Source organism: Azospirillum brasilense (assembly GCF_005222205.1).
Lineage (GTDB): Bacteria > Pseudomonadota > Alphaproteobacteria > Azospirillales > Azospirillaceae > Azospirillum > Azospirillum brasilense_G.
This window is the reverse complement of record NZ_CP032346.1, coordinates 1,439,436-1,465,268: the sequence shown is the minus strand read 5'-3', so window position 1 is coordinate 1,465,268 and position 25,833 is coordinate 1,439,436. Positions and strand designations below refer to the sequence as shown.

At 69.9% G+C, this 25,833-nt stretch carries 25 protein-coding genes; 15 read left to right on the top strand and 10 right to left on the bottom strand.

The features are described from left to right. The first annotated feature begins 284 nt into the window (after nucleotides 1–284). From D3869_RS20705 to D3869_RS20660, 11 genes are all read left to right on the top strand, one after another. Nucleotides 285–800: a YcjF family protein gene (locus D3869_RS20705; protein ID WP_137141704.1), complete on the top strand. Its 516-nt coding sequence runs from the start codon at nucleotides 285–287 to the stop codon at nucleotides 798–800. 42 nt (nucleotides 801–842) lie between these two features. Further along, complete coding sequence (locus D3869_RS33170) at nucleotides 843–1,013, top strand: hypothetical protein (protein ID WP_172428501.1); 171 nt, start codon at nucleotides 843–845, stop codon at nucleotides 1,011–1,013. Beyond that, nucleotides 1,010–1,771, top strand: a complete 762-nt coding sequence (locus tag D3869_RS20700; RefSeq protein WP_137141703.1) for a substrate-binding periplasmic protein — start codon at nucleotides 1,010–1,012, stop codon at nucleotides 1,769–1,771. The genes D3869_RS33170 and D3869_RS20700 overlap by 4 nt, the downstream gene beginning before the upstream one ends. A 9-nt stretch (nucleotides 1,772–1,780) precedes the next feature. Beyond that, complete coding sequence (locus tag D3869_RS20695; protein ID WP_137141702.1) at nucleotides 1,781–3,502, top strand: ATP-binding cassette domain-containing protein; 1,722 nt, start codon at nucleotides 1,781–1,783, stop codon at nucleotides 3,500–3,502. A gap of 1 nt (nucleotide 3,503) precedes the next feature. After that, nucleotides 3,504–4,832, top strand: a complete 1,329-nt coding sequence (locus tag D3869_RS20690) for a prohibitin family protein (protein WP_137141701.1) — start codon at nucleotides 3,504–3,506, stop codon at nucleotides 4,830–4,832. Between the two features lie 7 nt (nucleotides 4,833–4,839). Beyond that, entirely contained in the window at nucleotides 4,840–6,504 is a 1,665-nt protein-coding gene (locus D3869_RS20685; RefSeq protein ID WP_137141700.1) for an ATP-binding cassette domain-containing protein, read from the top strand. Nucleotides 6,505–6,586: 82 nt separating this feature from the next. After that, the gene (locus D3869_RS20680) at nucleotides 6,587–7,753 is read left to right on the top strand and encodes an SDR family oxidoreductase (protein WP_137141699.1); all 1,167 of its coding nucleotides are present in this window, start codon (nucleotides 6,587–6,589) and stop codon (nucleotides 7,751–7,753) included. An 18-nt stretch (nucleotides 7,754–7,771) separates the two neighbouring features. Next, the gene (locus tag D3869_RS20675; RefSeq protein ID WP_137141698.1) at nucleotides 7,772–8,191 is read left to right on the top strand and encodes an SET domain-containing protein; all 420 of its coding nucleotides are present in this window, start codon (nucleotides 7,772–7,774) and stop codon (nucleotides 8,189–8,191) included. After that, complete coding sequence (locus D3869_RS20670) at nucleotides 8,188–8,985, top strand: hypothetical protein (protein WP_137141697.1); 798 nt, start codon at nucleotides 8,188–8,190, stop codon at nucleotides 8,983–8,985. The genes D3869_RS20675 and D3869_RS20670 overlap by 4 nt, the downstream gene beginning before the upstream one ends. Further along, complete coding sequence (locus D3869_RS20665) at nucleotides 8,982–10,166, top strand: porin (RefSeq protein ID WP_247895813.1); 1,185 nt, start codon at nucleotides 8,982–8,984, stop codon at nucleotides 10,164–10,166. The genes D3869_RS20670 and D3869_RS20665 overlap by 4 nt, the downstream gene beginning before the upstream one ends. A gap of 138 nt (nucleotides 10,167–10,304) precedes the next feature. After that, on the top strand, nucleotides 10,305–10,727 hold the full coding sequence (locus D3869_RS20660; RefSeq protein WP_137141696.1) for a VOC family protein: 423 nt from the start codon (nucleotides 10,305–10,307) through the stop codon (nucleotides 10,725–10,727). A gap of 16 nt (nucleotides 10,728–10,743) precedes the next feature. Here D3869_RS20660 and mnhG read toward each other — a convergent pair whose 3' ends face one another. From mnhG to D3869_RS20615, 9 genes are all read right to left on the bottom strand, one after another. Beyond that, the gene (mnhG, locus tag D3869_RS20655; RefSeq protein ID WP_137141695.1) at nucleotides 10,744–11,145 is read right to left on the bottom strand and encodes a monovalent cation/H(+) antiporter subunit G; all 402 of its coding nucleotides are present in this window, start codon (nucleotides 11,143–11,145) and stop codon (nucleotides 10,744–10,746) included. Continuing rightward, nucleotides 11,142–11,423, bottom strand: a complete 282-nt coding sequence (locus tag D3869_RS20650; RefSeq protein WP_137141694.1) for a K+/H+ antiporter subunit F — start codon at nucleotides 11,421–11,423, stop codon at nucleotides 11,142–11,144. Before D3869_RS20650 ends, mnhG begins: the two co-directional genes overlap by 4 nt. Continuing rightward, nucleotides 11,420–11,908, bottom strand: a complete 489-nt coding sequence (locus D3869_RS20645; RefSeq protein ID WP_137141693.1) for a Na+/H+ antiporter subunit E — start codon at nucleotides 11,906–11,908, stop codon at nucleotides 11,420–11,422. Before D3869_RS20645 ends, D3869_RS20650 begins: the two co-directional genes overlap by 4 nt. Then, nucleotides 11,905–13,524 carry a monovalent cation/H+ antiporter subunit D gene (locus D3869_RS20640; RefSeq protein WP_137141692.1) on the bottom strand — a complete coding sequence of 540 codons (1,620 nt, stop codon included), beginning with the start codon at nucleotides 13,522–13,524 and terminating at the stop codon, nucleotides 11,905–11,907. The genes D3869_RS20645 and D3869_RS20640 overlap by 4 nt, the downstream gene beginning before the upstream one ends. 23 nt (nucleotides 13,525–13,547) lie before the next feature. Beyond that, complete coding sequence (locus D3869_RS20635; protein WP_014197933.1) at nucleotides 13,548–13,892, bottom strand: Na+/H+ antiporter subunit C; 345 nt, start codon at nucleotides 13,890–13,892, stop codon at nucleotides 13,548–13,550. Then, entirely contained in the window at nucleotides 13,892–16,882 is a 2,991-nt protein-coding gene (locus D3869_RS20630; protein ID WP_137142029.1) for a monovalent cation/H+ antiporter subunit A, read from the bottom strand. Before D3869_RS20630 ends, D3869_RS20635 begins: the two co-directional genes overlap by 1 nt. 115 nt (nucleotides 16,883–16,997) lie before the next feature. Beyond that, nucleotides 16,998–17,486, bottom strand: coding sequence for a PTS sugar transporter subunit IIA (locus tag D3869_RS20625; protein WP_137141691.1), 489 nt, complete (start codon nucleotides 17,484–17,486; stop codon nucleotides 16,998–17,000). Nucleotides 17,487–17,995: 509 nt separating this feature from the next. Next, complete coding sequence (locus tag D3869_RS20620; protein WP_137141690.1) at nucleotides 17,996–18,940, bottom strand: D-2-hydroxyacid dehydrogenase family protein; 945 nt, start codon at nucleotides 18,938–18,940, stop codon at nucleotides 17,996–17,998. Then, nucleotides 18,940–19,923, bottom strand: coding sequence for a phosphoribosylaminoimidazolesuccinocarboxamide synthase (locus D3869_RS20615; protein ID WP_137141689.1), 984 nt, complete (start codon nucleotides 19,921–19,923; stop codon nucleotides 18,940–18,942). Before D3869_RS20615 ends, D3869_RS20620 begins: the two co-directional genes overlap by 1 nt. 96 nt (nucleotides 19,924–20,019) lie before the next feature. Between D3869_RS20615 and D3869_RS20610 the strand changes: the two genes are divergently transcribed. Further along, nucleotides 20,020–20,733: a 4'-phosphopantetheinyl transferase family protein gene (locus tag D3869_RS20610; protein WP_137141688.1), complete on the top strand. Its 714-nt coding sequence runs from the start codon at nucleotides 20,020–20,022 to the stop codon at nucleotides 20,731–20,733. Here D3869_RS20610 and D3869_RS20605 read toward each other — a convergent pair. After that, entirely contained in the window at nucleotides 20,723–22,441 is a 1,719-nt protein-coding gene (locus D3869_RS20605) for an FHA domain-containing protein (protein ID WP_247895812.1), read from the bottom strand. The two genes, D3869_RS20610 and D3869_RS20605, sit on opposite strands and share 11 nt — an antisense overlap. 321 nt (nucleotides 22,442–22,762) lie before the next feature. On the opposite strand from D3869_RS20605, the gene dacB reads away from it, so the two are divergent. The 3 genes from dacB to D3869_RS20590 all read left to right on the top strand — a co-directional run bounded on the left by dacB (nucleotide 22,763) and on the right by D3869_RS20590 (nucleotide 25,811). Then, nucleotides 22,763–24,214 carry a D-alanyl-D-alanine carboxypeptidase/D-alanyl-D-alanine endopeptidase gene (gene dacB / locus D3869_RS20600; protein WP_137141686.1) on the top strand — a complete coding sequence of 484 codons (1,452 nt, stop codon included), beginning with the start codon at nucleotides 22,763–22,765 and terminating at the stop codon, nucleotides 24,212–24,214. A 236-nt stretch (nucleotides 24,215–24,450) separates the two neighbouring features. Further along, nucleotides 24,451–25,083 carry a chemotaxis protein gene (locus tag D3869_RS20595; protein WP_137141685.1) on the top strand — a complete coding sequence of 211 codons (633 nt, stop codon included), beginning with the start codon at nucleotides 24,451–24,453 and terminating at the stop codon, nucleotides 25,081–25,083. Between the two features lie 5 nt (nucleotides 25,084–25,088). Further along, nucleotides 25,089–25,811 (top strand): class I SAM-dependent methyltransferase, encoded by a 723-nt coding sequence (locus tag D3869_RS20590; protein ID WP_137141684.1) that lies wholly within the window; start codon nucleotides 25,089–25,091, stop codon nucleotides 25,809–25,811. The last annotated feature ends 22 nt before the right edge of the window (nucleotides 25,812–25,833 follow it).

Below are 25,833 nucleotides of genomic sequence, written 5' to 3'. Positions count from 1 at the left end.
GGCATTTAATGCGTTGTTAAGCACTGAAAATGTATCAAGTCGTTGGGACATATTGGATCGTTGGGCAGTCAATCTCCGCCCTACGGCAGTTCCGAGGACTTCGTCTTATTTACCAGCGACAATAGGGGCATTCTTTTACCGATCGCTATAGCAGCGGTTGATTGGCGATGTTTTGTTTCTTTCGGAATGCCAAGCTTGCGACGCATAACATCCTAAAACGTGCGTTTCAAAACACCGTTTCCACCTGAAATCAACCTCACCTGACCCTCGAAAGGTTTCGGATCATGGTAGACCGTAAGAAGCGCGCCCAGGAACTGATCAAGTATCACAGCTACGCCTCGGGCGCCTTCGGACTCATCCCCGTTCCCGGCGCGGACGTCGCCGCGGTCAGCGTGGCCCAGCTCAACCTGATCCATAAGCTCGCCAAGCTCTATGAGATCGAGTTCGCGCAGGAGCGCACCCGCGCGATCATCGGCGCGCTGATGGGCGGCGTCATGCCCGGCGCGCTCAGCTCCAGCGTGCTCGGCTCCGCCGTGAAGGCCGTTCCGTTCATCGGCACCGCCCTCGGCGTCGCCGTCATGCCGGCGCTGTCGCTGGCCGCCACCCAGGCGCTCGGCCGCGTGTTCGCGCAGCACTTCGAGACCGGCGGCACGCTGCTGGACTTCGACGTCGAGACGATGCGCGAGCATTTCCGCAAGGAGTTCGAGGCCGCCCGCAATGAGGCCGCCAAGGACGAGGCCGGCGAGGCCCCCGCCGCCGCGCCGCAGATGGAAGAGCAGCCGGTCCAGAAGGCCGGCTAAGGGCACGATGCCGGGGCGCCGGGCAAAGAAGGAAGCATCGCCGTGTTCGAGCTGATCTACATCGGTCTCTGCCTGCTGGTCGGGTTTCTGGGGATCGGCCGCCGCGGCGGCTTCCTGCTTTACGCCTTCCTGGCGGTGGTCCTGACGCCGCCCGGCGCCCTTCTCGTGATGATCCTGCTGACCACCCGCAGCAAGAAGCGTGCGAAGGCATGACGGCGGCGACGGCGTCCATCCTCCGCCCGGCCTTGCGGCTCCTTCTGCCGGTCCTGCTGGCGCTGTTCGCCGCAGTCCTTCCGGCGCGCGCCGAATACTGGACCATCGCGTCGGAAGACCATTTCCCGCCCTACAACTACTCCTTCAACGGCACCCGCACGGGGATCGACACCGAGATCGTCGTCGCCCTGCTGAAGGAGCTGAACATCACCCCGGTCCACCGGCCGCTGTCCTGGACCGAGGTCGTCCGGTCGATGGACGAGAACACCGCCGACGTCGGCTTCCAGTTCATCGCCTCGCCCGCCCGTTTCGCGCAGTACAACATGATCGGCCCGTTCCGCACCGGCACGACCGTCTTCATGGTGCGCAAGGACTCCCCCATCGCCTTCGAGCGGCTGGAGGACCTGACCCCCTACCGCATCGGCGTGGTCGACGGCTTCGCCTACGCGCCGGACTTCGACGCCGCGACCTATCTGGAAAAGATCCCGTCGAGCAGCAACGTGGTCAATTTCCGCCGCCTGATCCTGGGCCGGGTGGACGTGATCGTCGGCGACCTGCATGTGCTGAACCACATGGCCAAGCAGGACGGGCGCCTCAAGGACGTGCGCGTCCTGCCCAAGCCGCTCGGCCTGATCCCCCGCTACATCGCCATGCCCAAGGCGCGCAAGGAGAAGGCGGAGCGGCTGCAGGCCGCCTTCGTCAAGCTGCGCGACAACGGCACGATCACCCGCATCCTCGACTCCTGGCTGGCGGAGTGAGGCGGAGCGATGAGCAAAAGCAAGACAAGCAAGCGCGTCGCGCCCAGCCGGCCCGTCTCGGCCCTGCTGCCCCTGATCGGGCTGGCCGACCGTGAGATCCTGACCCGGCTGGTGGTGACCGGCTGCGTTGCCGCCACCGCCAACCTCATCAGCCTGATGAGCCTCAGCGCGGAGCTGAACGGCTGGATGCGCGGCGAGGTGCTGGACACGCCCTTCCTGATCTTCTGCCTGTCGCTGCTGGTCTCCTACGCCTTCAGCAAGCGCTTCGTCGGGCTGGTGCTGACCACCGGCTTCAGCGCGCTGGCCGGGGTGCGGCGGCGCTTCCTGCAGACCGTAACGCTGGGCAACCACGCCGACATCCTCGACATGCAGGCCCGCCGCTCCTTCGACCTCGGCAACCACCATCTGGAGCGCATCGCGGCGCTGCTGCCCAACCTGTCGATCGCCGCCAACATGATGCTGGTGGCGGTCGTGGCCTACCTCTACCTGTGGACGCTGACCACGGTGGGCGCCACGTTGCTTCTGGTGGCCGGCGCGATGATCGGCGGCTGGTATGTGCGCGAGGCGCAGCGGACCCGCGCCCTATTGGGCCAAGCCAAGGAGTCCGAGGTGCGGATGCTCCAGGGCTTCTCCGAGCTGGTGGGCGGCAACGCCGAGATCAAGCTGGGCAAGGCGCGGCGCGACGAGCTGTGCCAGGCGGTCGAGGCCGATGTCGCCCGCTGGGAGGACCTGAAGCGGCGCCACGGACGCAACCTGGGCGAGCTGTTCTCCTGGATCGCCACCATCGTCATCGGCTTCTCCGCGGTCTTCGTCTTCATCTTCCCGCGCATGGGCGCGCTGTCGGCGGCGGAGCTGCCGCTGGTGACCTCGGTCATCCTGTTCCTCGCTCGGCCGCTGTCGAAGTTCCTCAACGCCGTGCCCGACTACATCGCGGCGGAGGATGCGGCGAACCAGCTCACCACCCTGCTCGCCGCCATGCCGGCGGCGGAGTACGCGCCGTCGAAGCTGGCCCGCGCGCCGCGCCGCTTCGCCAGCATCGAGCTGCGCGACGTGCGCTTCGCCTACCGCGCCGGGCTGCGGCCCGAGCCCTTCGTGATCGGCCCCATCGACATGACCATCCCGGCGGGCAGCGTCGTCGGCATCGTCGGCGCCAACGGGTCGGGCAAGTCCACCCTGCTGCGCGTCATCCCGCTGCTGTTCCGCCCGGACGAGGGGCAGGTGCTGCTCGACGGGCAGGCGGTGGAGGGCGATCGGCTGGAGTCCTACCGCGACCTGTTCTGCGCGGTGTTCCAGGACCACCACCTGTTCACCCGCCTGCCGCAGGGGCCGACCTTCGACGCGGAGCTGTTCCGCGAGATGCTGGCCTACCTGAAGATCGACCATCTGGTTCCGGAGACCGGCGACGGCCTGCTGAACCGCGATCTCTCCAAAGGCCAGCGCCGCCGCGTCGCCCTGGCCGTCGCGGTCGCGGAGGGGCGTCCGATCATCATCCTCGACGAATGGACCTCCGACCAGGACGCCGAGTTCCGCACCCGCTTCACCAACGAGATCATCGGCAAGCTGCGGGCGCTCGGCCGCACCGTGATCTTCGTGTCGCACGACGGCAACGCCGCGTCGGTCTGCGACGTGACCATCCACATGACCAACGGCCAGATGACCAACAGCCAAATGACCGGTGAGCGGACGGACGCGTCCCGCCCCGCCACGGCTTTGCTCCAGGAGACCGCGTGACATGGCTGACCAGGCCTTCACCTACGACGACGCCGACGCGACGCCGCAGCCGAAGTCGCGCCTGCGCGCGCTGCTCGGCAACTGGTACGAGGAGCACCGCCGGTCGCTGCTGTGCACGCTGCTGGTCGGCATCCTGATCTTCCTCTACTTCGCGCCGTCGATCGTCGTCTTCATCCCCGCCGGCCATGGCGGCGTGCTGTGGAAGCGCTTCCATCAGGGCACCCAGATGGGTCCGGCCCTGGCCGAGGGCGTGCACGTCATCTTCCCCTGGGACAAGATCGAGGTCTACGACCTGCGCCTGCAGGAGGACACCCGCTCCTACTCGGCGATCGCCAACGACGGCCTGAACGTCAGCATCGAGATCACGGTGCGCTACCGCCCCTACGCGGAGATGCTGGCCGCCCTGCACAAGAACGTCGGGCCGAACTACCTGGAAGTGCTGCTGGTGCCGGAGGTCGGGTCGGTCTCGCGCGAGATCGTGTCGCGCTTCAAGGCCGACGAACTCTACGCACACCGCCGCCTGCGCGTTCAGACCGAAACCTTCGAGCAGGTCGCCGACCGCGTGATGTACGCCCAGATCATCGGGGCCGCGGACACGCCGAAGCCCGACGGGCGGACCAAGACCGGTTACCTGCTGATCCAGGACATCCTGATCCGCAACGTCTCGCTGCCCGAAGCGATCATGGTGTCGATCGAGCGCAAGATCCAGCAGGACCAGGCCGCCCAGGAATACCAGTTCCGCCTGCAGCGCGAGCTGTTCGAGAGCCAGCGCAAGCAGTTGGAAGGCCAGGGCATCCGCGCCTTCCAGGAGACGGTCCAGGCCAACCTGACCGAGAACTACCTGCGCTGGCGCGGCATCGAAGCGACGCTGGAGCTGGCCCATTCGCCCAACGCCAAGATCGTCGTCATCGGCAACGCCGCCAGCGGCGGGCTGCCGCTGATCCTCGACGCCGCCTCGGGTCAGGGCGCCACCCTCCCGATGCCGGGCGCCCCCGCCCCCGGCGCGCCGCAGGCGGGGGCCGCGACGGTCACGATGCCGAGCGGCCTGCCGGTGCCGCCCGCCGCGCAGCTTCCCTCGCTGAGCGGCGAGGGCACGCCCGGACAGGTGCCGGTGGCCCAGATGCCCAGCCTGAGCCATGCCGGCGCCGAAGCCGCGCCGGCCGCGGCGGGCCACGCGCCGGCGGCGCCGGTCCCCGGCGTCAAGCCCCAGCCGGCGGGCGCCGCCCCGGGGACCGCCGGCGGACCGGCCAAGGACGGCAAGGCCGCCTCGGCCCCCATCCTGTCGACCATGTCGCCGTCCCGCCTGCTCGACCTCATCCAGTCCAAGTGAGCCGGCGATGGATCTCTGGCGCATCCTGAGACGCGACGCCCTGCGCAACATGCAGCCGCTGATGCTGCTGGCGGTGCTGGCGGCGGCCCTCAACCTCGCCCTGCTGACCTCGCTGAACAGCGCGCTGGTCATCATGGACGATCCGGAGGGGTTGCAGCGGCTGCTGTTCATCTTCCTGCTGTCCGCCTTTCTGTGGCGGTTTTCGCAGGGCTGGATGATGAACGCGGCGTCCAAGCGCATGCAGGCGGCGCTGGCCATCCTGCGCGTCGACCTGCTGCGCCGGGCGGTGGCCGCCGACCTGCCGGACGCCACGGCGGTCGGCTCCACCCGCCTCGCCCAGGTCGCCGGGCCGGAGTTGCAGCTTCTCGCCCAGGCGGTGCCGACACTGGTCATCAGCTTCCAGTCGGTCGCGGCCATCGTGCTGTGCCTGCTCTATCTCGCCACCCTGTCGAACGCCGCGGTGCTGATCGTGCTGGGCTTCCTGACGGTCGGCGGCGTCCTGATCGGCCGCTCCGTGCTGCGGCTGGAACGGCTGTCGGAGACGATCCACGAGGCCGAGGGCGCGCTGTCCGAACGGTCGGACCACATCCTGCAGACTCTGCGCGAGTGCAAGCTGAACCGCCGCCGCGCCGCCAACGCGCTGTCCGACGCCACCGCCTGCGCCGAGGCGCTGCGCAAGGAGCGCCACCGCTTCGGCGCCGAGTACAGCCACTATTTCACGCTGAGCGAACTGACCTACTACGCCGCGCTGGCCGGGATCGTCTTCCTGCTGCCGGCTGTGAGCAGCACCGACATCGCGACCGTGGTCCTGGCCGGGCACGCCGCCGCCTTCATCGCCTATCCGGTCATCACCATCGTCGCCTCCTACCCCTCCTACATCAGCGCGGAGACCGCCGCCCGCTCCTATCTGGCGGTGGAGGCGGAGCTGAAGGCACCTCCCCGCCCCGCCCAGCGCCGGCCCAAGGACACGCCGCCGACCGGCTTCGCCGACTTCGCCACCCTCGCGCTCGACGGCGCGTCCTACCGCCACCCCGGGCGCGACGGCACCGGCTCCTTCACCGTCGGCCCCATCGACCTGACGGTGGAACGCGGCAGCGTCGTCTTCATCACCGGCCACAACGGCGCCGGCAAGAGCACGCTCATCCACATGCTGCTCGGCCTCTACCCGGCGCAGCGCGGCAGCCTGACGGTGGACGGCGCGGTGGTGACGGCGGACACGCTGGCGTCCTACCGCGACCTGTTCTCCGTCGTCTTCTCCGACAACCACGTCACCCGTCAGCTCTACGGCGCGGTGTCGCCGGAGGATGGCTTCGCCGACGAGCTGCTCGACCTGCTGGAAATGTCCGACAAGGTGGCGGTCGAGGACCGCGCCTTCACGACGGTGGACCTGTCCCAGGGGCAGAAGAAGCGCCTCGCGCTGGCCGCCGCCCTGCTGGAGCGCAAGCCCGTGCTGGTGCTCGACGAATGGGCGGCCGACCAGTCCCCCTATTTCCGGCGGAAATTCTACCGCGAGATCATTCCCTGGATGAAGGCGCGCGGCATCACCGTGATCGCCGTGACCCACGACGACGCGTACTTCGACGCCGCCGACGTGCAGATCCAGGTCGAGCAGGGCGGTATCCGCCGGCTCGACACCCCGACCCTTCCGGCCCCCGACCTGCTGCCCGCCTGATCCAGACCAGTGGATCGGGGCCGGCGGACCGGAGCCACCAACCGAACCCTCCCCTCCCCCAGACGCGAGACCGAGGCACACCATGATCCTTCTCACCGGCGGCACCGGCTTTCTCGGTGGTTCCTTCTACCTCGACGCCGTCAAGAACGGGACCGCGGCGGACTGCCTGCTGCTGATCCGCGGCGCCGACGAGGCCGCCTGCCGCGCCCGTCTCGCCAGCAATCTCGCCCGCTGCGTCGACCGCGCCACCGCCCAGGCCTACGCCGATCTTTGCCAGATCCTTCCGGGCGACCTGCAGTCGCTGGCGACCAGCGCCGACCCGCGGCTGGACGCGGTGACCCACATCGTCCACGTCGCCGCCGACACCTCCTTCGACAGCCGCCATTCGGTCTGGCAGATCAACGTCGACGGCACGCTGGCGCTGGCCGCCCGCGCCCGCCGCATGAAGCACCTGCAGCGCTTTCTGCACATCGGCACCGCCTTCTGCTGCGGCGAGACGCCGTGGCTGGAGATGGTCGAGGAAGCCCCGGCCCCCGGCCACGACACGCCGCACATCGTCGAATACACCCGCAGCAAGGCGGCGGCGGAACGCGCCCTGGCCGCCGGCTTCCCCGACCTTCCGATCGTCGTCTGCCGTCCGTCCATCGTCGTCGGCCACACCGCGATGGGCGTGCGCCCGAGCGCCAGCATCTTCTGGTTCTTCCGGCTGGTCGACCGCACCGGCGTGCTGCCCTGCTCGCCGGACGGCTTCATCGACATCGTTCCGGTGGACTGGGCCTCGGCCCGGCTGCACGACCTGCTGCGCAAGCCCGACCTGAAGCACAACCTCTACCACATCTCCGCCGGCCTCGGCAGCCGGACCCTGTGGAGCGACTTCCAGGCCGCCTTCGCCGCGCACGGCCATGAGGGCACCCGCCCTTACAGCTTCTTCGACCCGAAGGGTCCGGAAGGCTGGAAGCCCTTCGACCGCGCCTTCCGGCTGGCCTTCCCGCAGCGCGACATCCTGCACCGGACCATGATGGCCGGCGGGCGCAAGTACCACCGCTTCACCGCGCAGGACATCGCCTTCGACAACAGCCGCCTGCTGGCCGAGGGCTTCACCCCGCCGCCGCGTTTCGCCGACTACATCGGCGTCTGCCTGAAGAATCCCGGCACGACCATCGCCGAGCAGTTCGTCGACGACGCCGCCAGCTTCGAGTTCGACGAGTCGCTGACTCCCGCCGAAGCGCCGGCCACCGCCGCCGCCTAAGCCCCGGAGAAGGACGCCATGCCGCTCCTCATCGCCACCCGCCTCGCCTCCAGCCCGATCCACGGGCTGGGGCTCTTCGCCGAGGAGGCGGTCGCCGCCGGCACGCCGGTGTGGGCGTTCGACGCCCGCATCGACCGCCTGCTGGCGCCCGACGACGCCGTGCTGGCCGAGTTTCCGCAGGTCGCCCGGCTGGTCGACTTCCACGGCTGCGTGATCGAGGGGGTCGGCGTCCTTCTGCCGGGGGACGACGCCCGGTTCCTCAACCACGCCGACGGTCCGTCCATCGGGCGGGCCGATCCCGGCGACTGGCGGCGCTTCGTCGCCCGCCGCGACATCGCCGCCGGGGAGGAGATCACCTGCAACTATGAGGACATCTGCGCCGACGTGCGCGAGGCCGGGGCGGCGCTCTACCTGACCGGTGCCGGGGCTGGGGGATGACCACGCCCGCGGCGCGTCCTCCTCTGCGGACCAGCTTCGTCGAGCCGGCGGCCCTGACGCCGGAGCGGCGGGCGGCGATGTTCGCCCTGCTCAGCGTCTGGTTCGAAGGCTACGGCGAGGACTACTTCAACGAGGAGCTGGAAGACCTCGACCACTGCGTGCTCCAGGAGGACGCCGGGACCGGGGAACTGGTCGGCTTCGCCACCGTCTACCGCCAGACGATGGAGATCGGCGGCACCGCCGTCGGCGCCTTCCACACCGCCCACTGCATCCTGGAGCGCCGCTTCTGGGGGTCGAACGAGCTGGTGCGCTCGATGGTCGCCGAGATGGTCGCCCGCGCCCGCGCCGACCGGTCGGGACGGCTGTGGTACTGGAGCTACAGCGCGGTCGGCTACCGCTCCTACCGCTACATGCCGATGCTGTTCGTCCGCCACACGCCGCATCCGGACCAGCCCCCCGACGCCCTTGACCGGGCGTTCCGCGACCACATCGGGCGGGAGTGCTTCGCCCACTACTACGACGCCGACACCGGCACCGTGGACTGGCAGTGGCAGGGCTACGGCCTGACCGAGGAGGCCCGCGCCATCAGCGAGGCCAAGCTGGACAGCCCGGCGGTCGCCCAGTTCCGCCGCATCAACCCGCGCTGGGCCGACAGCGTGGAAGTCCTCTGCCTCGCCCGGCTGCAGGACGACAACCTCACCGCCTTCGGCCGCCGCTGGTTCCCTAACAACCCTCTCCCCAGAGGGGAGAGGGGACGACTGACACCATTTCCGCAAGCCTCGACCCTGGAATGACCACGCCCATGAACGCCTTCTCCCTTCGCGCCGCCGCTCTCGCCGGCACCGCCTTCGCGGCCCTGACGGCGGCTCCGGCCCTGGCCGAGCCGAGCTTCGACCTGATCCTCGGCGGCGACGCCTATTTCCAGGGCGCCTACATCCGCCAGCAGCAGGACGACGGCCTGCGCTCGCGCGAGTTCGCCAACCGCTACCGTCTGGTCGTCACCCCGACGGCCACCGCCGACAACGGCCTGACCTACGGCGCGCGGCTGCGCATCGTGGCGGGCAACGGCGATCCCACCGTTTCGACCCGCAACATCGAGAACGACCGCGCCTTCCTCTTCGCCAACGGCGCCTTCGGCACGATCCAGGCCGGCGTCATCAACGGCCTGTCGGACGAATACGGGATGATCGGCCCGAACGTCGAGGGCGTGGCCGGCAGCCCGGACAGCAACGGCATCCTGTTCCTGAACGGCTCCTCGACCTTCGGCGCCCTGCCGCTGGCCGCCACCAGCCTGCGCACGCTGATCGCCTACGACACCGGGACCAAGTTCGTCTACATCACGCCGAGCTTCGGCGGCCTGTCGGCGGCGGTGTCCTACATGCCGCGCAGCGGCGACTCCAACACGTCGGTCAACCGCCGCACCACGGACGTGCTGGGCGACCTGCTGTCCTTCCGCGACGTGGTCGAGGCCGGCGCCGCCTTCCAGACCGCCGTCGGCGACTTCAGCATCGAAGGCAGCGCCTTCTACGCGACCGGCAAGGCGGTGCGCCAGACCGACGGCGTCGTCAGCCAGTCCTTCGAGGACCTGAACTCCGTCCATGTCGGGGCCAACGTCGGCTACGGGCCGGTGAAGGTCGGAGCCAGCTACGCCTACAGCGGCGACAGCGGCTACGCCGAGGGCCTCGCCCAGACGCGGGCGCAGCAGAACTGGATCTTCGGCGCGCAGTACGGTGCCGGGCCGCTGCTGTTCGCCGCCAACTACCTGCGGGCGCTGGGCAACGACAGCGCGACCATGTCCACGCCGAGCAAGGCGGACATCTGGCAGGGCGGCGTCACCTGGACCGTCGCCCCCGGCTTCACCGCCGGGCTGGAGTACGACTACGTGCAGTCCACCTTGCAGGCGGGCCGTCCCGACGGCGGCGACCTGAAGGACCGCGCGCACATCCTGATGCTCGACACCCGTCTGGCCTTCTGAGCACACGGCGGCCCCGGTTCGCGTTCCGGACCGGGGCCGCAGCGTTTTCGCGCACTCGACCCGCGCTTAAACCGTTTGTTGGCACCACGGACCGCGGTCTACCCTGGCCACCCGAACCAACGTCAAAAGGGTGCGCCGGTGTTCGCGTTCCATCTCGCCTTTCCCATCCGGGACATCGAGGAAACCCGCCGTTTCTACGTCGATGTCCTGGGCTGCCGCGAAGGGCGCTCCACCGAGCGGTGGATCGATTTCGACTTCTTCGGCAACCAGATCTCCGCCCACCGCTCGTCCGAGCCGCGCTCGACCGAGACCAGCATGGTCGACGGCAAGGCGGTGCCGCTGCATCATTTCGGGGCGGTGCTGCCGCGCCCGGTCTGGGACGCGCTGCGGGAACGGCTGGAGGCCGCCGGCGCGACCTTCCTCCTGGAGCCGCAGATCCGCTACCCCGGCAAGCCGTCGGAACAGGGGACCTTCTTCATTCTCGACCCCTCCGGCAACGGGCTGGAGTTCAAGAGCTTCACCGACGACTCCGGCATGTTCGCCCAGGTCGAGGCGACCTGACGTACTGAAGGAAAGTCTACACCGGCGGGGCGGCGTCGGGGGCCGGGGGCGCGGCGGTCTGGACCGGTGGGGCCGGCGGCGCCGCCGGCACGTCGTCGCTGCCCTCGCTGCGGTCGCGGTAGAGGGCGGCGCGGGCGAGCAGCATCAGCGTGATCGGCGTCGTCACGATCATGAAGACGGCGATCAGGAGTTCATGCAGCGCCGGCCGCGACTGCAGCACGGTGAAGCAGAGCATCGAGGCCAGCAGCACGGAGCCGATGCCCATGGTGGTGCCCAGCGTCGGGGCGTGGACGCGCTCGTAGAAGCTGCGCAGCCGCACGAACCCGATGGACCCGATCAGCGCCAGCGAGGCGCCGAGCAGGAGGAGCAACGCCACCGGGATTGCCGCCCAGACCGGCAGGTCGGCCAGATGCGTCATTCGATCACCTCTCCACGCATGAGGAACTTCGCCAAGGCCGCCGTCGCGACGAAGCCGAGCAGCGCGATGATCAGCGCCGCCTCGAAATAGAGCGTGCTGCCGGTGCGGATGCCGAAGGTCAGCAGCAGCATGGTGGCGTTGACGTACAGTGTGTCGAGCCCGAGCACGCGGTCCTGCGCCCGCGGCCCGCGCAGCACGCGATAGGTCGCGCAGGCCATCGCGATGACCAGCAGGATCTGCGCCAGGAAGATCGACCAGAGCAGCAGCGTGGCGGTCATTCGAAGATCTCCATCAGGCGCCTCTCGTACCGTCCCTTGATGGTGTCGATCCAGGTGCTCTCATCGACCAGATCGAGGATGTGGAGAAGGATCGTGTTGTTCGCGGAATTGTACTCCACCCAGATCGTCCCCGGCGTCGCCGTGATGATGCAGGCCAGCGTCGCCAGACCGTAGGGAGCCCGCATGTCGAGCGGGATGTGGAGGAAACCGGACACCCGCTCCGTCTTGCGCGGGTTGAGGATGATCTTGACGACCGCGAGGTTGGAGCGCGCGATGTCGCCCATCACCAGCACGGCCAGCGCGATGACGGCGCGCGGCCGCTTCAGCCGGCCGCCCGGCGGGTCGAGCGCCGCGAATCCCCAGACCGTGACGGTCGCCAGGATGGCGCCCATCAGGATGGAGCCCAGCGCCACGCTCTCGGTCAGCAGCAGCCACATCGCCACGAGCGCGGCGGTCAGCAGCGGGTAGGGCAGCCAGCGCTTCATGGCGCGGCCCCCTTGCCGGTTCCCGGCGCCGCGGTCGTCATCACCCCCTGGACGTAGCGTTCCGGCCCGTGAAGCGAGCGGGCGGTGTCCTCCATGTAGCGCATCACCGGACCGGCCTGGACGGTCAGCGCCACGCAGAGCGCCAGAAGCATCATCACCGGCCCGAGTTCGACGAGGCGCACGCGCGGCAGATCGCCCGCGGGCGACGCCCAGAAGACGTCGATGCCGGTGCGGCTCATCGCGACGACCGTCGCCAGACCGGACAGGATCAGCGCCGCCATCAGCGCCCAGGTGGTGAAGGGAAGCCCCTCCGCCCCCTGCGCCAGCATCGGCGCCAGGATGGCGAACTTGGCGAGGAAGCCGGACAGCGGCGGCAGGCCGGCGAGCAGAAGCGCGCAGGCCATGAAGGCGATGCCGAGGATCGCCATGATCGCCGGAATCGACACGCCGATGGCGTCGTCGTCATCCGATTCCTCGTCCTCGCCCTCGCCGAAGGCCTCGCGCGTCACCGCCAGCACGTCGGCGCCGACCATGCGACCGCGCTCGACCAGCTCGATCAGCAGGAACAGCCCGGCGATCGCCAGGACGGAGCTGGTCATGTAGAACAGCGCGCCGCCGGTCACCGCCACCTGCCCGGCGCCGACGGCGGCCAGCAGCGTTCCGGACGACACCAGCACGCTGCCGCCGGCCAGCCGCGCCAAATTCTGCGTCGCCAGCACCGCGATGGAGCCGAAGGCGATGGTCAGGACCCCGCCGATCAGCAGCCAGTGCCCGCCGAACCCCGCCGAGGTGCCGGCGCTGTCGCCGAAGACCAGCAGCCAGATCCGGATGATGGCGTAGATGCCGACCTTGCTGAGGATCGAGATGATCGCGGCGGACGGCGCGCCCACCGTGGTGTAGGTGTTCGGCAGCCAGAAGCCCAGCGGCCACATGCCCGCCTTGATCAGGAAGGCGACGCCGAGGATCGCCGCCCCGGCCTCCAGCAGCCCGCGGTCCTCCGGAGCGATCCCGGCGATGCGCACGGCCAGCTCGGCCATGTTCAGCGTGCCGGACACGCCGTAGATCATGCTCACCCCGATCAGGAAGAGCAGCGAGGCCGCCAGGTTGATGGCGATGTAATGCAGCCCGGCGCGCACGCGGGCGAGGCCGGAGCCGTGCAGCGCCAGCCCGTAGGAGGCGGCCAGCATGATCTCGAAGAAGACGAAGAGGTTGAACAGGTCGCCGGTCAGGAAGGCGCCGTTCAGACCCATCAGCTGGAACTGGAACAGCGAATGGAAATGCGCCCCCGCCTTCTGCCAGCGCGCCAGCGCGAAGACCAGGGCGGACAGACCCAGGATGCCGGTCAGCACCAGCATCATCGCCGACAGCCGGTCGAGCACCAGGACGATGCCGAACAGCGACGGCCAGTCGCCGAGCCGGTAGACGCGCACGGTGGCGTCCGCCCCGGTGGCGGTGTGGTCCGTCAGATAGAGCAGCAGAACCGCCAGCGCCAGCAGCGCCGACGCCGACGCCACGCCGAGCGTGGCCTTCAGCGCCCGCCGCCGCTCGTCGATCAGCATCAGCAGCGCGCCGACCAGCAGCGGGATGATGATCGGCGCGATCACCAGATGATTCATCCAAGCGCTCATTGGCCACCCGTTCACCGGGACTTCTCCTTGCCGTCCACATGGTCGGTTCCCGTCAGGCCTCGCGCGGCGAGGAGCAGGACGAGGAACAGCGCCGTCGTCGCGAAGCTGATGACGATGGCCGTGAGGACCAGGGCCTGCGGCACCGGGTCGGCGTGGGTGGCGAGGCTGCCGGCCATGCCGCGCTCCAGCACCGGGGCCGCCCCCGTGCGCAGGCCGCCGGTCGAGAAAATGAAGAGGTTGACGGCGTAGGAGAGCAGCGACAGGCCGATGATGACCTGGAAGGTGCGGGGACGCAGCAGCAGCCAGACTCCGGAGCCCGTCAGCACCCCGATCCCGAGGGCGAGGATAAGTTCCATCAATCGTCTCCGGTTGCGGCGGTCGGGGCGCCGGTCGGGGCAGTGGTGGGGGCACCGCTCAGGATCGGGCCGGGCACCGCGGGGGCGCTCGCCGCCGGGACGCGCGGTGCTGCGGCGCGATGGCCGCGGACCGACTGGCGGGCCAGCGCGATCAGGGTGAGCATGGTGGCACCGATGACCAGCGCGAACACGCCGATGTCGAACAGCAGCGCGCTGGCCGTCGGGATCTTCCCGATGAGCGGCAGGTCCGCGTAGGCGAAGTAGGTGGTCAGGAAGGGCCGGCCGAACAGCAGGGCGCCCAGGCCCGTACCGGCGGCCAGCAGCAGCCCGAGCCCCATCCAGCGCAGCGGCAGCACGCGCAGCCGCGCCTCGATCCACTGCGTGCCGCCCAGCATGTATTGCAGGATCATGGCGATCGAGCCCATCAGCCCCGCGGCGAAGCCGCCGCCGGGCAGATCGTGGCCGCGCAGCAGAAGGAATAGCGCGACCATGCCGACCACCGGGAACAGCAGCCGCGCGATCACCGACGGGATCAGAAGCCAATCGGCCACCGTGTCGCCCTCCCGCCGCTCGGGCCGGGCGATGTCGTAGGCGCTCTGGTCGCGCTGCTGCTCCGGCACGTCCACGCTGTCGGGGGCCGGGCGGAAGCGGCGCAGCAGCGCGTAGGCGGTCAGCGCCACCACGCCCAGCACGGCGATCTCCCCCAGCGTGTCGAAGCCGCGGAAGTCGACCAGGATGACGTTGACGACGTTGGTGCCGCCGCCCTCGGTGTAGGCGCGCTCCAGGAAATGCTGCGCCAGGATCTCCGGCGGGAAGCGGGTCATCACGCCGAAGGCCAGCCCCGCCATGCCGAGCCCGGCGGTGATGGCGATGGCGAGGTCGCGCAGGCGGCGCCCCGTCCGCATCACCTCCGACGTGCCGGTGCTGGGCAGCCGCTTGGGCAGCCAGCGCAGGCCGAGCAGCAGCAGGATCGTGGTGACGATCTCGACCAGCAGCTGGGTCAGCGCGAGGTCGGGGGCGGAAAACCAGACGAAGGTGACGCAGGTGACCAGCCCGGTGCCGCCGAGCAGGATCAGCGCGGCGAGGCGGTGGAACTTGGCCTGCCACGCCGCGCCCAGGGCGCAGGCCGCGCCGATCACCCAGATCAGGGCGAGCACGGGGTCGATGCCCTGCGGCACCAGATTGCCGGGGCCGAGCCCGCGCCGGTAGACCGCCCAGCCCGCGGCCAGGATGGCGACGCAGACGACCAGCCGGAGCTGGGGCTGCAGGCGCCGCGTCCCCAGCAGACCTTCCAGCGTCCGGGCGAGCCGCCAGGACAGGAAGACCATGCTCCGCTCGAAGATCCGGCGGCCTTCCAGGCGGCTGATGAAGGGCGGACCCTCGATGTTGTTGCGGAACAGCGGCTGCAGCAGGAAGTAGAGCGTCACCCCGGCCGCCAGGGCGAGCAGGCTCATCACCAGCGGCGTGTTGAAGCCGTGCCAGACCGCCAGGCTGTATTCCGGCGTCGCGGCGCCAAGCGCGGCGTGGGCCGCCATGTTCAGGTACGGCCCCACGGTGGCCGCGGGCAGCAGCCCGATGATGATGCAGGCCAGCGCCAGGATCTCGACGGGAAGGCGCATCCAGGCCGGCGGCTCGTGCGGCAGGTGCGGCAGATCGACCGGGTCGGGGCCGAAGAAGGCGCCGTGGATGAAGCGCAGCGAATAGGCCACGGCGAAGGCGCTCGCCACCATGGCGGCGAAGGGCAGAATGTCGAGCAGGAAGGTCACGGACCCCTGGGCCGTCAGCGTCTCGGCGAAGAACATCTCCTTCGAGATGAAGCCGTTCAGCAGCGGCACCCCGGCCATAGCGGCGGCGGCCACCATCGCCAGCCGCGTCGTGAAGGGCATGAAGCGGTTCAGGCCGGACAGGCGCCGGAGGTCGCGGGTGCCCGTCTCATGGTCGATGATCCCGGCGGCCATGAACAGCGACGCCTTGAAGGCGGCGTGGTTGATGATGTGGAAGATCGCCGCGACCATGGCGAGCTCGCTGTTGAGCCCGAGCAGCAGCGTGATCAGCCCGAGATGGCTGATGGTCGAATAGGCCAGAAGTCCTTTCAGATCGTTCTGGAAGATCGCCACATAGGCGCCGATCAGCAGGGTGGCCAGACCGGCGCTGCCGACGATCCAGAACCACGCCTCGGTCCCCGCCAGCACCGGCCACAGCCGTGCCATCAGGAAGACGCCGGCCTTCACCAGGGTCGCCGAATGCAGATAGGCCGAGACGGGGGTGGGCGCCGCCATGGCGTGCGGCAGCCAGAAATGGAACGGGAACTGCGCGCTCTTGGTCAGGGCGCCCATCAGGATGAGGACCAGCGCCGGCAGGTAGAGCGCGTGCTCGCGGATCTTGTCGCCCGAGGCCAGGACGACGTCGAGGTTGTAGCTGCCGACGATGTGGCCGAGCAGCAGCACCCCCGCGAACAGGCACAGCCCACCCGTCGCCGTGATGGTCAGCGCCATGCGCGCGCCGTCGCGCGCCGCCGCCGTGTGGTGCCAGTAGCCGATCAGCAGGAAGGAGAAGAGGCTCGTCAGCTCCCAGAAGAAGGCGATCTGGATCAGGTTGCCGGAGAGCACCACCCCCGTCATCGACCCCATGAAGGCCAGCAGGAACGCGAAGAAGCGCGGGACCGGATCGTCCGCCGACATGTAATAGCGCGCGTACAGCACGACGAGCGCGCCGACCCCGAACACCAGCCCGGCGAACAGCCACGCGAAGCCGTCCATCCGCAGCGTGAGGTCGAGGCCGAGCGACGGCATCCAGGCCATCGAATGGCGGATCACCCCGCCCGCCGCCACCGTCGGATAGGCCGCCCACACCAACCCCAGCCCGATGATCGCGATCGCACCGGCCAGCCACGCCGCGGTGTTGCGCGCGTGCGTCGGCAGCACCCCGGCGACGATCGCACCGACGAACGGAAGGCCGGTGGCGGCCAGGAGCAGCAGGGCTTCGGACATGGTCTGTGACAATGGGGTCTCGGGCAATCGGAGGGGCCAAAATGCTGAGAACTGTCGGCTTTACGAATATAGGGAGGATGGAGGTCCCTCGCCGCGCCGGCCAGAAATCGCTCGGTCAGAAATCGTCGTCGTCAGGCTCCCGCTCGGCGTTGGGGGGAAGCGCCTGCCGGACGAGCTGCACCACGGCGTCGGGCGTCTCCGCCTGACGCAGCCTGCGCAGGGATTGCGGATCGCGCAGGGCCTGGCAGATCTCGCCCATGACGGGCAGCAGGCCCTTGCGGGTCGCAGTCGGCCAGAGGACGAGGAAGAACAGGTCCACCGGCTCGTCGTCGCGAGCCTCGAAATCGATGGGTTTGCGGAGCCGCGCGAACAGCACCAGCGGGCTCTCGGTCCCGCGCAGTTCCGTGTGGGGAAGCGCCACGCCCTTGCCCAGCGCCGTGGAGCCGATGTGCTCCCGCGCCTGCAGGGCCTTGAGAATGTCCTCCTTGGGGGCACCGATCCGGCTGGCCGCCTCTGTGGCGAGAAGATCGAGCAGGGTTTCCTTGTTGGCCGGCCCGGCATCGAGAATGACGTTGTGTGCGGACAAGAGGTCCGAGATGTTCATTCCTGTCTCCATGGGTGGCAAACCTTCCGTCTCCTGTCCCGACCGTCCGCGGTCCGTGCCGGGATGGCCGTGAACCAACAGACTTCCAATCAAATTTGGCCAATCAATCTTGGCCAATCAAATTCAGCACGCCTTGTCCACGACGCCATTCATCGCCGGGACTGGTGGCCGCCCCACCCCACGGACACGCAGCCCCGGTAGGGCCCGCGCCTCGCAACACACCTCGTCCCTCTTCTGCCCTTGCCGCAGGCTCCACACCCATTTTGGGAATGGAATCGCGCCCCGCAAGTGAGGGGGTCGCCATCCATCTACGTCTTGGCCGCGGCTGTAATCCCACAATCCGTGCTGCGGGAGCGAAAAACGAACGGGCGGGGCGGGATGGCGCCGCCTGGACGGCCAATCCGGGAAAGACACGGAAGCCTAAAAATTATCAAGGGCTTGCGCCCATGCGGGAGGCCCCGCCCACTCCCCGCGCCATGGGGAGAGGGCGGGGCGGTGCCGTCCCGTCCTTAAGCGAGCATCCGCACCGGCTCGCCGGCGTGCCAGGCGAGGATGTCGTCCAGCGCGTCGCGGTAGAAGACGTCGTAGTTCTCGCGGGTGACATAGCCCAGATGCGGCGTCAGCACCGTGTTCGGCGCCTCCAGCCAGGGGCTGTCCACCGGCAGCGGCTCCACCGGGAAGACGTCCAGACCGGCGCCCGCGATGCGGTGCTCGTGCAGGGCCGCCAGCAGGGCGTCCCCATCGACCAGACCGGCGCGCGACGTGTTCACGAAGAAGGCGGAGGGCTTCATCGCGTCGATGTCCTCCGCCCCGACCACGCCGCGCGTCCGCTCGCCCAGCACCAGATGGACGCTGACGATGTCGGAGGTGGCGAACAGGTCGCGCTTGTCCAGCCGGACGACACCGGCCGCGGCGGCCCGCTCGTCGGTCAGGTTGGGGCTCCAGGCCGCGACCTCCATCCCAAAGGCCTGGCCGACCCGCGCCACCTGGGTGCCCAGCTTGCCCAGCCCGACGAGGCCGAGGCGCTTGCCGGCCAGCCCCTGCGTCAGGCCGGCCTGCCAGCGTCCGGCGCGCAGGCCGCGCTCCTCCTGCGGGATGCGCTTGACCAGCGCCAGGATCAGGCCCCAGGTCAGCTCCGCCGTGGGGGTGCCGACCATGCCGGTCCCGCAGACCGTGATGCCGCGGGCCTTGCAGGCCTCCAGGTCGATGGCGTTGTTGCGCCCGCCGGTGGTGACGAGAAGCCGCAGGTTCGGCAGCGCCTCGATCAGCGACGCGGGAAACGGCGTGCGCTCCCGCATGATCACCAGGACGCTGTAGGGGGCGAGCGTGCCCGCCACCTCCTCCGCCGGGATCGGCCGTTCGAAGACGGTCAGCGCGCTGCCGTTGGGCAGGCGATGCCATTCCGCCAGATCGCGAGCGACGTTCTGGTAATCGTCGAGGATGGCGATCTTCATCACGGCTTCGCGAAGTACGGCGCCAGGTTGGCCCGGATGCGCTCCACCGCCGGCGTGACTTCCGTGGGAACCTGGAAGGTCTGGCCGGTGATGGTCTCGAACGCCTCGATGTAGATGCGGGCGGCCTCAAGCACGACCTCCGCCGGGATTTCCGGGATGGCGTCCTTGTAGGGGTCGCAGCGCTGGGTCACCCAGCTCCGCACGAAATCCTTGTCGAAGCTCTCCGGACGCTGCCCGGCCTCGTACCGCTCCGGATAGCTGGCGGCGAACCAGTAGCGGCTGCTGTCCGGCGTGTGGATCTCGTCGGCCAGGATGATGTTGCCGGCCTCGTCGAAGCCGAACTCGTACTTGGTGTCGACCAGGATCAGGCCGCGCGCCGCCGCGATCTCGCGCCCGCGGGCGAACAGGGCCAGCGCCTTCTCCGTCACCTCGTCCCACTGGGCCTGGGTCAGCAGCCCGCGCTCGACGATCTGGGCGGCGGTCAGCTCCTCGTCATGGCCGGCGTCGAAGGCCTTGGTGGTCGGGGTGATGATGGTGTCCGGCAGCTTCTGGTTCTCGCGCAGCCCGTCGGGGAAGACGTGGCCGTACATCTCCCGACGGCCCTTCTTGTACATCGTCCACAGCGAGGTGCCGGTGGTGCCGGCCAGATAGTCGCGGACCACGATCTCCACCGGCATGATGGTCAGCCGCTTGGCGACCACGACGTTGGGGTCCGGGTATTCCAGGACGTGGTTCGGGCAGAGGTCCTTCGTCGCCTCGAACCAGTAGCGGGCGATCTGGGTCAGCACCTGCCCCTTGAAGGGGATGGCGGTCAGGATGATGTCGAAGGCCGACAGCCGGTCGGTGGCGATGATGACGCGCCGCCCGTCGGGAAGGTCGTAATTCTCGCGCACCTTGCCCCGGTAGTGGTTGGGCAGCTCGGGAATGGCGGCGTCCTTGACGACGTTGGACAGATGCGGAGCAAGCTGAGCGGTATCGACCATGGTTCCAGATCCGGCAAAAGGGAGGCGCATGATAGCGCAATCGCCGCGCGGGGCCAGCGCGGTTATAGTCCCGAATCCGGGGAATGGGGACATCCGATGCGGGAAACGGGAGAAATTCAACTCTGTTATGCCGACCTGCGCGGGCTGGCGCACCGGCTGGAGGCGTTCCGCGCCCTGCTCTCCCCCGACGAGACGGCGCGGGCCGCCCGCTTCGCGACGGAGGAACTGCGCGCCCGCTGCGCGCTGCGGCGCGGGCTGCTCCGCCATCTGCTCGGGCGGGTGATGGGCCGCGACCCGGCGACTCTGGCCTTCGCCTACGGGCCGATGGGCAAGCCCTCCCTGCCCGGCGGCCCGGCCTTCAACCTCGCCGACTGCAAGGATCACGTGCTGATCGCCATCGCACCCCATGAAACGGTGGAACTGGGCGTGGACATCGAACGGCTGCGCCGCCTGCCGGACGCCGCCGGAATCGCCGAGCGCTTCTTCGCGCCGCAGGAGCGCGACGCCTTCGCCGCCCTGCCCGACGCGCTGCGCGACGAGGCGTTCCTGAATGGCTGGACCCGCAAGGAGGCCTTCATCAAGGCGACCGGCCAGGGGCTGTCGACTCCGCTCGACCGCTTCGCGGTGGAGCTGGTGCCGGGCCGCCCCGCCCGCCTGCTGAGCCTGGACGGCGCGCTGGAGGCCGGGACCGCTGCGGACTGGTCGCTGTTCGACCTGCGCCCGGCGCCGGGTCTGGTCGGCGCGCTGGCGGTGCGCGGCGACGGCTGGCGCCCTGTGTTCCGCCCGCTGGACGCGGCGTTCAGCGCTTGACGATTTCCCAGGCGATGCGCGCCGGCTCCTCGCCCAGCTCCGCGGAGCCGATGACGATCTCGCCGCGCGGCGGCAGCGGCAGCGGTTCGCCGGGCTTCAGCCGCCGCGGCTCCGCCACGCCCGGAACGGCGATCTGGGTGCCGTTGCGGCTGAGATCCTCCACCACGAAGACGCCGTCCTGGCGCGACACCGCGGCGTGCCGACGCGAGGCCGAGGCGATGTCCAGGACGAACTGGCATTGCGACGACCGCCCGATGACGATCTGCGTCCCGTCCTCCGGGATCGCCCGGGTCTGGCCGCGCCAGAACAGGACCAGCCGCTCCGCCGCCTTGGACATGTCGATCAGGACCGTCTCCTCGGTCGCCCGCGTCACGACCTCCCCGGCGGGAGCGGCCAGCAAGGGAATGCCGAGCGACCGTTCGGCGTCCGGAATCGCCGCGATCTTGGCGATCAGCCCCTCGGCCAGCGCGCGTGGGATGCCGGCGGCGCGCAGGCGGCGGCCCAGGCCGCTGCGCACGTCGTCCGTGCTGACGCCGGGGGCGACCAGCTCGCGGGCCGAGGTGATGCTCTCGAACTCGCTGGCGACCTGCCGGATCAGGACGCTGAGCTTGTTGCGCCCGAAGGGGCTGGTGGCGAGGTCCAGCAGATAGCCGATGCGCTGGGCCGGCGCCGGCAGGCGGGTGGCCAGACGCTGCACCGCCGTGTCGAAGGATGCGTCCTGCCCGCCGTGGCTCCACACCGTCTTGGCGCGCCGGGTCAGCGCCTCCGCCATGCCGGCGCCGCCCAGGAAGCCGTCGAAGTGGGTCAGCCGGTCGACGATGATGCCGAAGGCCTTGCCCTCCGCGGCGGTGCCGGTGCGGGTCAGCGGGGTCAGGCCGGCCAGACCGCCCTGGATGCGGCGCAGCAGCGCCTTGCGCGTCTCGTCGAAGCCGCCGCCGCCCAGCGCGTTTGACAGGGCGAGAAGCTCGTCGGTGTGGGGCAGACGGTCGTCGAGGTCGCCATGCACCGCCGCGATCAGGCTCTGCAGCGCCGCCCCCAGGTCGGGCGCGTAGCCGATCAGCGCGCGCACCGGCTCCCGCCCGTCGACCGTCTCCGCCAGCATCTGGTCGAGCAGGCGGCGGTTCGCCTCCTCCTCCCCGTCCTCGCGGTTGAAGCGCAGCAGCGCCTTGACCTTGCCGGGCCAGTCGCGGCAGGGCTCCAGCACCGCGGCGAAGGCGTGGGTGACCAGCCGGTCGCGCTCCTCCGGCGGGCGCTCCGCCGCCGCCGCCAGCAGGCCGCCCACCCCGCCGCGGGCCAGCGCCGCGTCGAAGGGCGCCAGCGTGTCCGACGCCTGCGCCATCTCCTTCAGCCGGGTGAACATCCGCGTGAGCTGGTCGTGCCGGTCGAACGGCTTCACGCCCAGCAAGGGCGCCTGAAGGGTGGCGAGCCGGCTGATCGCCGGGTTGAACAGCAGCGCCTCCCGCTCGAAATAGCGCAGCGGGTAGTAGCGGTGGAGCTGCTCGGCCGGGATCACCGCCTGATCGTCCCAATAGCCGCGCAGCAGGCGCAGCAGCAGCATCCGGCTCTCGAAGGAAAAGAGCTGGAGCGCGTCGCTGCACAGGCTGGCGGACCCGACGTCGGTCTCGTCGATGGTGGAGATGGTGGTGGGCTTGCCGCCGCCGGAGCTGGACTTCTGGAAGATGACCTCTTCCTTGCCCGCCTGATTCACCTTCAAAATCCGGACAACCGGAAATTTCGCAAGACGAAGCAAATACGCCGCGCGTTCCCGGGCTGCGGCCTCGTCGGGAAAGACCCCGTCGATGTTGGGTTTTCCGCCCTGGTCGACGACCACTTCGAACGTGAGGCTGCGGCGCCGTGACATCATGGGCTTTTCAGCTCTTTCCCCAGAGGCGTGGCGTCTTTTGAGGACTTCATCGTACGGTAAGCGGACTTTCCGCGCAGCAAGATTCCTGGCCCGCTCCCGTCCTGATTGGGGCCCGGCCAACGATTGGCGCGGATGCGGGCGGCGCGTTGCGCTAGACTGGGCGTCATGCGGCTACCGACCTTCTCCATCCTGCTCCTGCTGTCCTGCGTCACCGCGGTGTCGGCCTGCGCGTCCCCCTATGGCGCCACCGGTCCGGACGACCGCGAGGCGATCGCCCGCAACGGCTTTTCCGCCGATGACGTCGGCTATGTGCTGTTCGATCCGGACAGCGGCGCCGTCCTGGCGGAGCGGCAGCCGGCCAAGCCCTTCGCCCCGGCCTCGGTCGCCAAGCTGCCGGCGATGGCCGCCGCCCTGGCGGTGCTGGGGCCGGACCACCGCTTCGAAACCACGCTGCACATAACGGGGCGGCTGGGAAACGGCGTGCTCGACGGCGACCTGATCCTGAAAGGCGGCGGTGACCCGTCGCTGTCCAGCGAAGGGCTGACGGAGCTGCTGCGCGATCTCGGCGCGCTGGGCGTCACGCGGGTGACCGGGCGCTTCCTCTACGACACCTCCGCCCTGCCCGAGATGGCGGAGATCGACTCCGGGCAGCCCTGGACCGCCGGCTACAACACCGGCGTCGGGGCGCTGTCGCTGAACTTCAACCGCTTCCGCTTCGACTGGGCGCGCCCCGCCGCCGCCGGGCAGCCGGTGCGGGTGAGCGCCTGGTCGGTGTCCGACACCGGGCGCGTGCCGCTGGACAGCGTGACGGTGCAGTTGGGCGCCGGGGCCGGGGCGGCCTTCACCCCGCTCGCCGCTGCCGTCGGAGATCCGGAGGGGGAGCGCTGGCGATTCGCCCCGCAGCCGGGCATGGCGGCCAGCCTGTGGCTTCCGGTCACCCGGCCCGGCCTGGCGGCGTCCCACGTCTTCCGCCGGCTGGCCGCGGAGGCGGGGATCGCCCTGCCCGCCCCGACCCCCGGCGCGGTGCCGCCGACCGCCACGCTCGCCGCCCTGCACCGCAGCGAGCCGCTGGAGGTCCTGGCCCGGCAGGTCCTGCGCTACTCCAACAACCTGTCGGCGGAGCTGATCGGGCTGGCCGCCGCCCGGCAACTGGACCCGGCGGTGCAGACGCTGCCGCAATCGGCGGCGGTGCTGACCGCGCCGGCCATGCTGGCGTCCCCGCGCACCGACTGGACGGGGATGCGGCTGCTCAACCATTCGGGGCTCAGCGCCGCGTCGCGGATCACCCCGGCCCAGACCATGGCGCTGATCCAGGGCGCCGGCCCGGCGGTTCTGGCCCTTCTGCCCGGCGAGGACGAGGGCAAGGCCCTGCCCCCCGGCGTGCGCGCCAAGTCGGGGACGCTGGCCTACGCCAAGGCGCTGGCCGGAACGCTGACGACGGCGAAGGGGCGGACGCTCGGCTTCGCCTTCTTCGTCACCGACGAGGCGCAGCGCGCCGCCATGGACCGGACGATGGACCGCCGCATCGCCGAGATTCCCCCGGAGGCCCGCGCCTGGCTGGCCCGCTCCCGCAAGCTCCAAGCCGACCTGCTGGCGTTGTGGATCGCCGGCCTGTGAGGGTCTTCCCCCCTCTCCCGCCCCGGGAGAGGGTGCCCGCGACAGCGGGCGGGTGAGGGTCGTGCGAGGATTGAAGCATGATCCTTGGTGGCACCCTCACCCTTCCCACGCCTGCGGCGTGAGCCCCTTCCCTCTCCCGGGGCGGGAGAGGGGGCAATCGCGCCCGCAACCGCGACGCTTGGCGAAGGGCGACGGTCGGTTGTACACTGCGACCGAATGTCCCACCGAGGTTCTGGATGCCGATCACCCCGCGCGCGCGCCGACACCAGCAGGGTTCCGACACACCGGACATCGCGGCCAACCGCTACCATGACCGGCGGTTGGGTGCGGAGGTGGTCAACATCGTGGTCGGCGGCTGCGTGGTCAGCGACGACCCGAACGTCGTCATCACCACCACGCTGGGCTCCTGCATCGCCGCCTGCCTGTTCGATCCGGTCGCGGCGATCGGCGGGATGAACCACTTCCTGCTGCCCGACCACAACGGCGACCGGCTGTCCATCTCCTCCCGCTATGGCAGTGCCGCCATGGAGCAGCTCATCAACCGGCTGCTGGCGGCGACCGGGCGGCGCGACCGGCTGCGCGCCAAGATCTTCGGCGGGGCCAGCGTGAACGGCGCGCCGCGCAGCTCCGGCATCGGCCAGCGCAACGTCGAGTTCGTCATGGAGTATCTGGCCGCCGAAGGCATCCCGACGATGAGCTGGGACGTCGGCGGCACGGCGGCCCGCGCGGTGCGCTTCTACCCCACCTCCGGCCGCACCCAGCGCCGCCTGATCGCGGAGGAAACGGTGCGCGACATCGCGCGGTCCGAGACCTCCTTCATGGACCGGCTGCGCAAGACCGGGATCGATGGCGACGTGGAACTGTTCTGATCCCCATGCTCCATGGATTGTCCCGCCTGCTGCCCGCCATCGCGGACCAGAATCTCGACGAGGCCGCCGTCTACCGGCGGGAGTCGCTGTACGAGCGCCCGCGCTACGAGGGCGCCCGCGGCCTGATCCCCGCCGCCGGCCCTTTGCTCTGCCCGCTCTGCGGGCGGGAGGCGGCGCGCTTCCTCCCCTTCGGGCTGGGCGGGCGGCGCAACGCCCGCTGCCCGGACTGCGGGTCGCTGGAGCGGCACCGCTTCCTGTGGAGCTTCCTGGCGGAGCGGACGGACGTGCTGCGCCGCTCGCTGCGCATCCTGCACACCGCCCCCGAGACCTGCCTGGAACCGCTGCTGCGGGCGCGGCACGGCCGACGCTACGTCACGCTGGACCGCTTCAACCCGGCCGCCGACGTGCAGGCCGACCTGACCGACCTGCCCTTCCCGGACGGCCGTTTCGACCTCGTCCTGTCCAGCCACGTGCTGGAGCATGTCCCCGACGACCGTGCCGCGCTGCGCGAGATCGCCCGCGTCCTGAAACCCTCGGGCCGCGCCGTCCTGCTGTTCCCCTACGACCCCAAGGGGCCGACGCGGGAGGACCCGGCGATGGACACCCCCGCCAAGCGGCTGGCCGCCTTCGGCCATCCCTATCACTACCGGATTTATGGTACGGATACCCCCAGCGCATGGCCGAGTCCGGGCTGGACGCCACGCTCGTCGCCTCCACGGCGATGCTGAGCGCGCACCGGCGGCGGCGGCG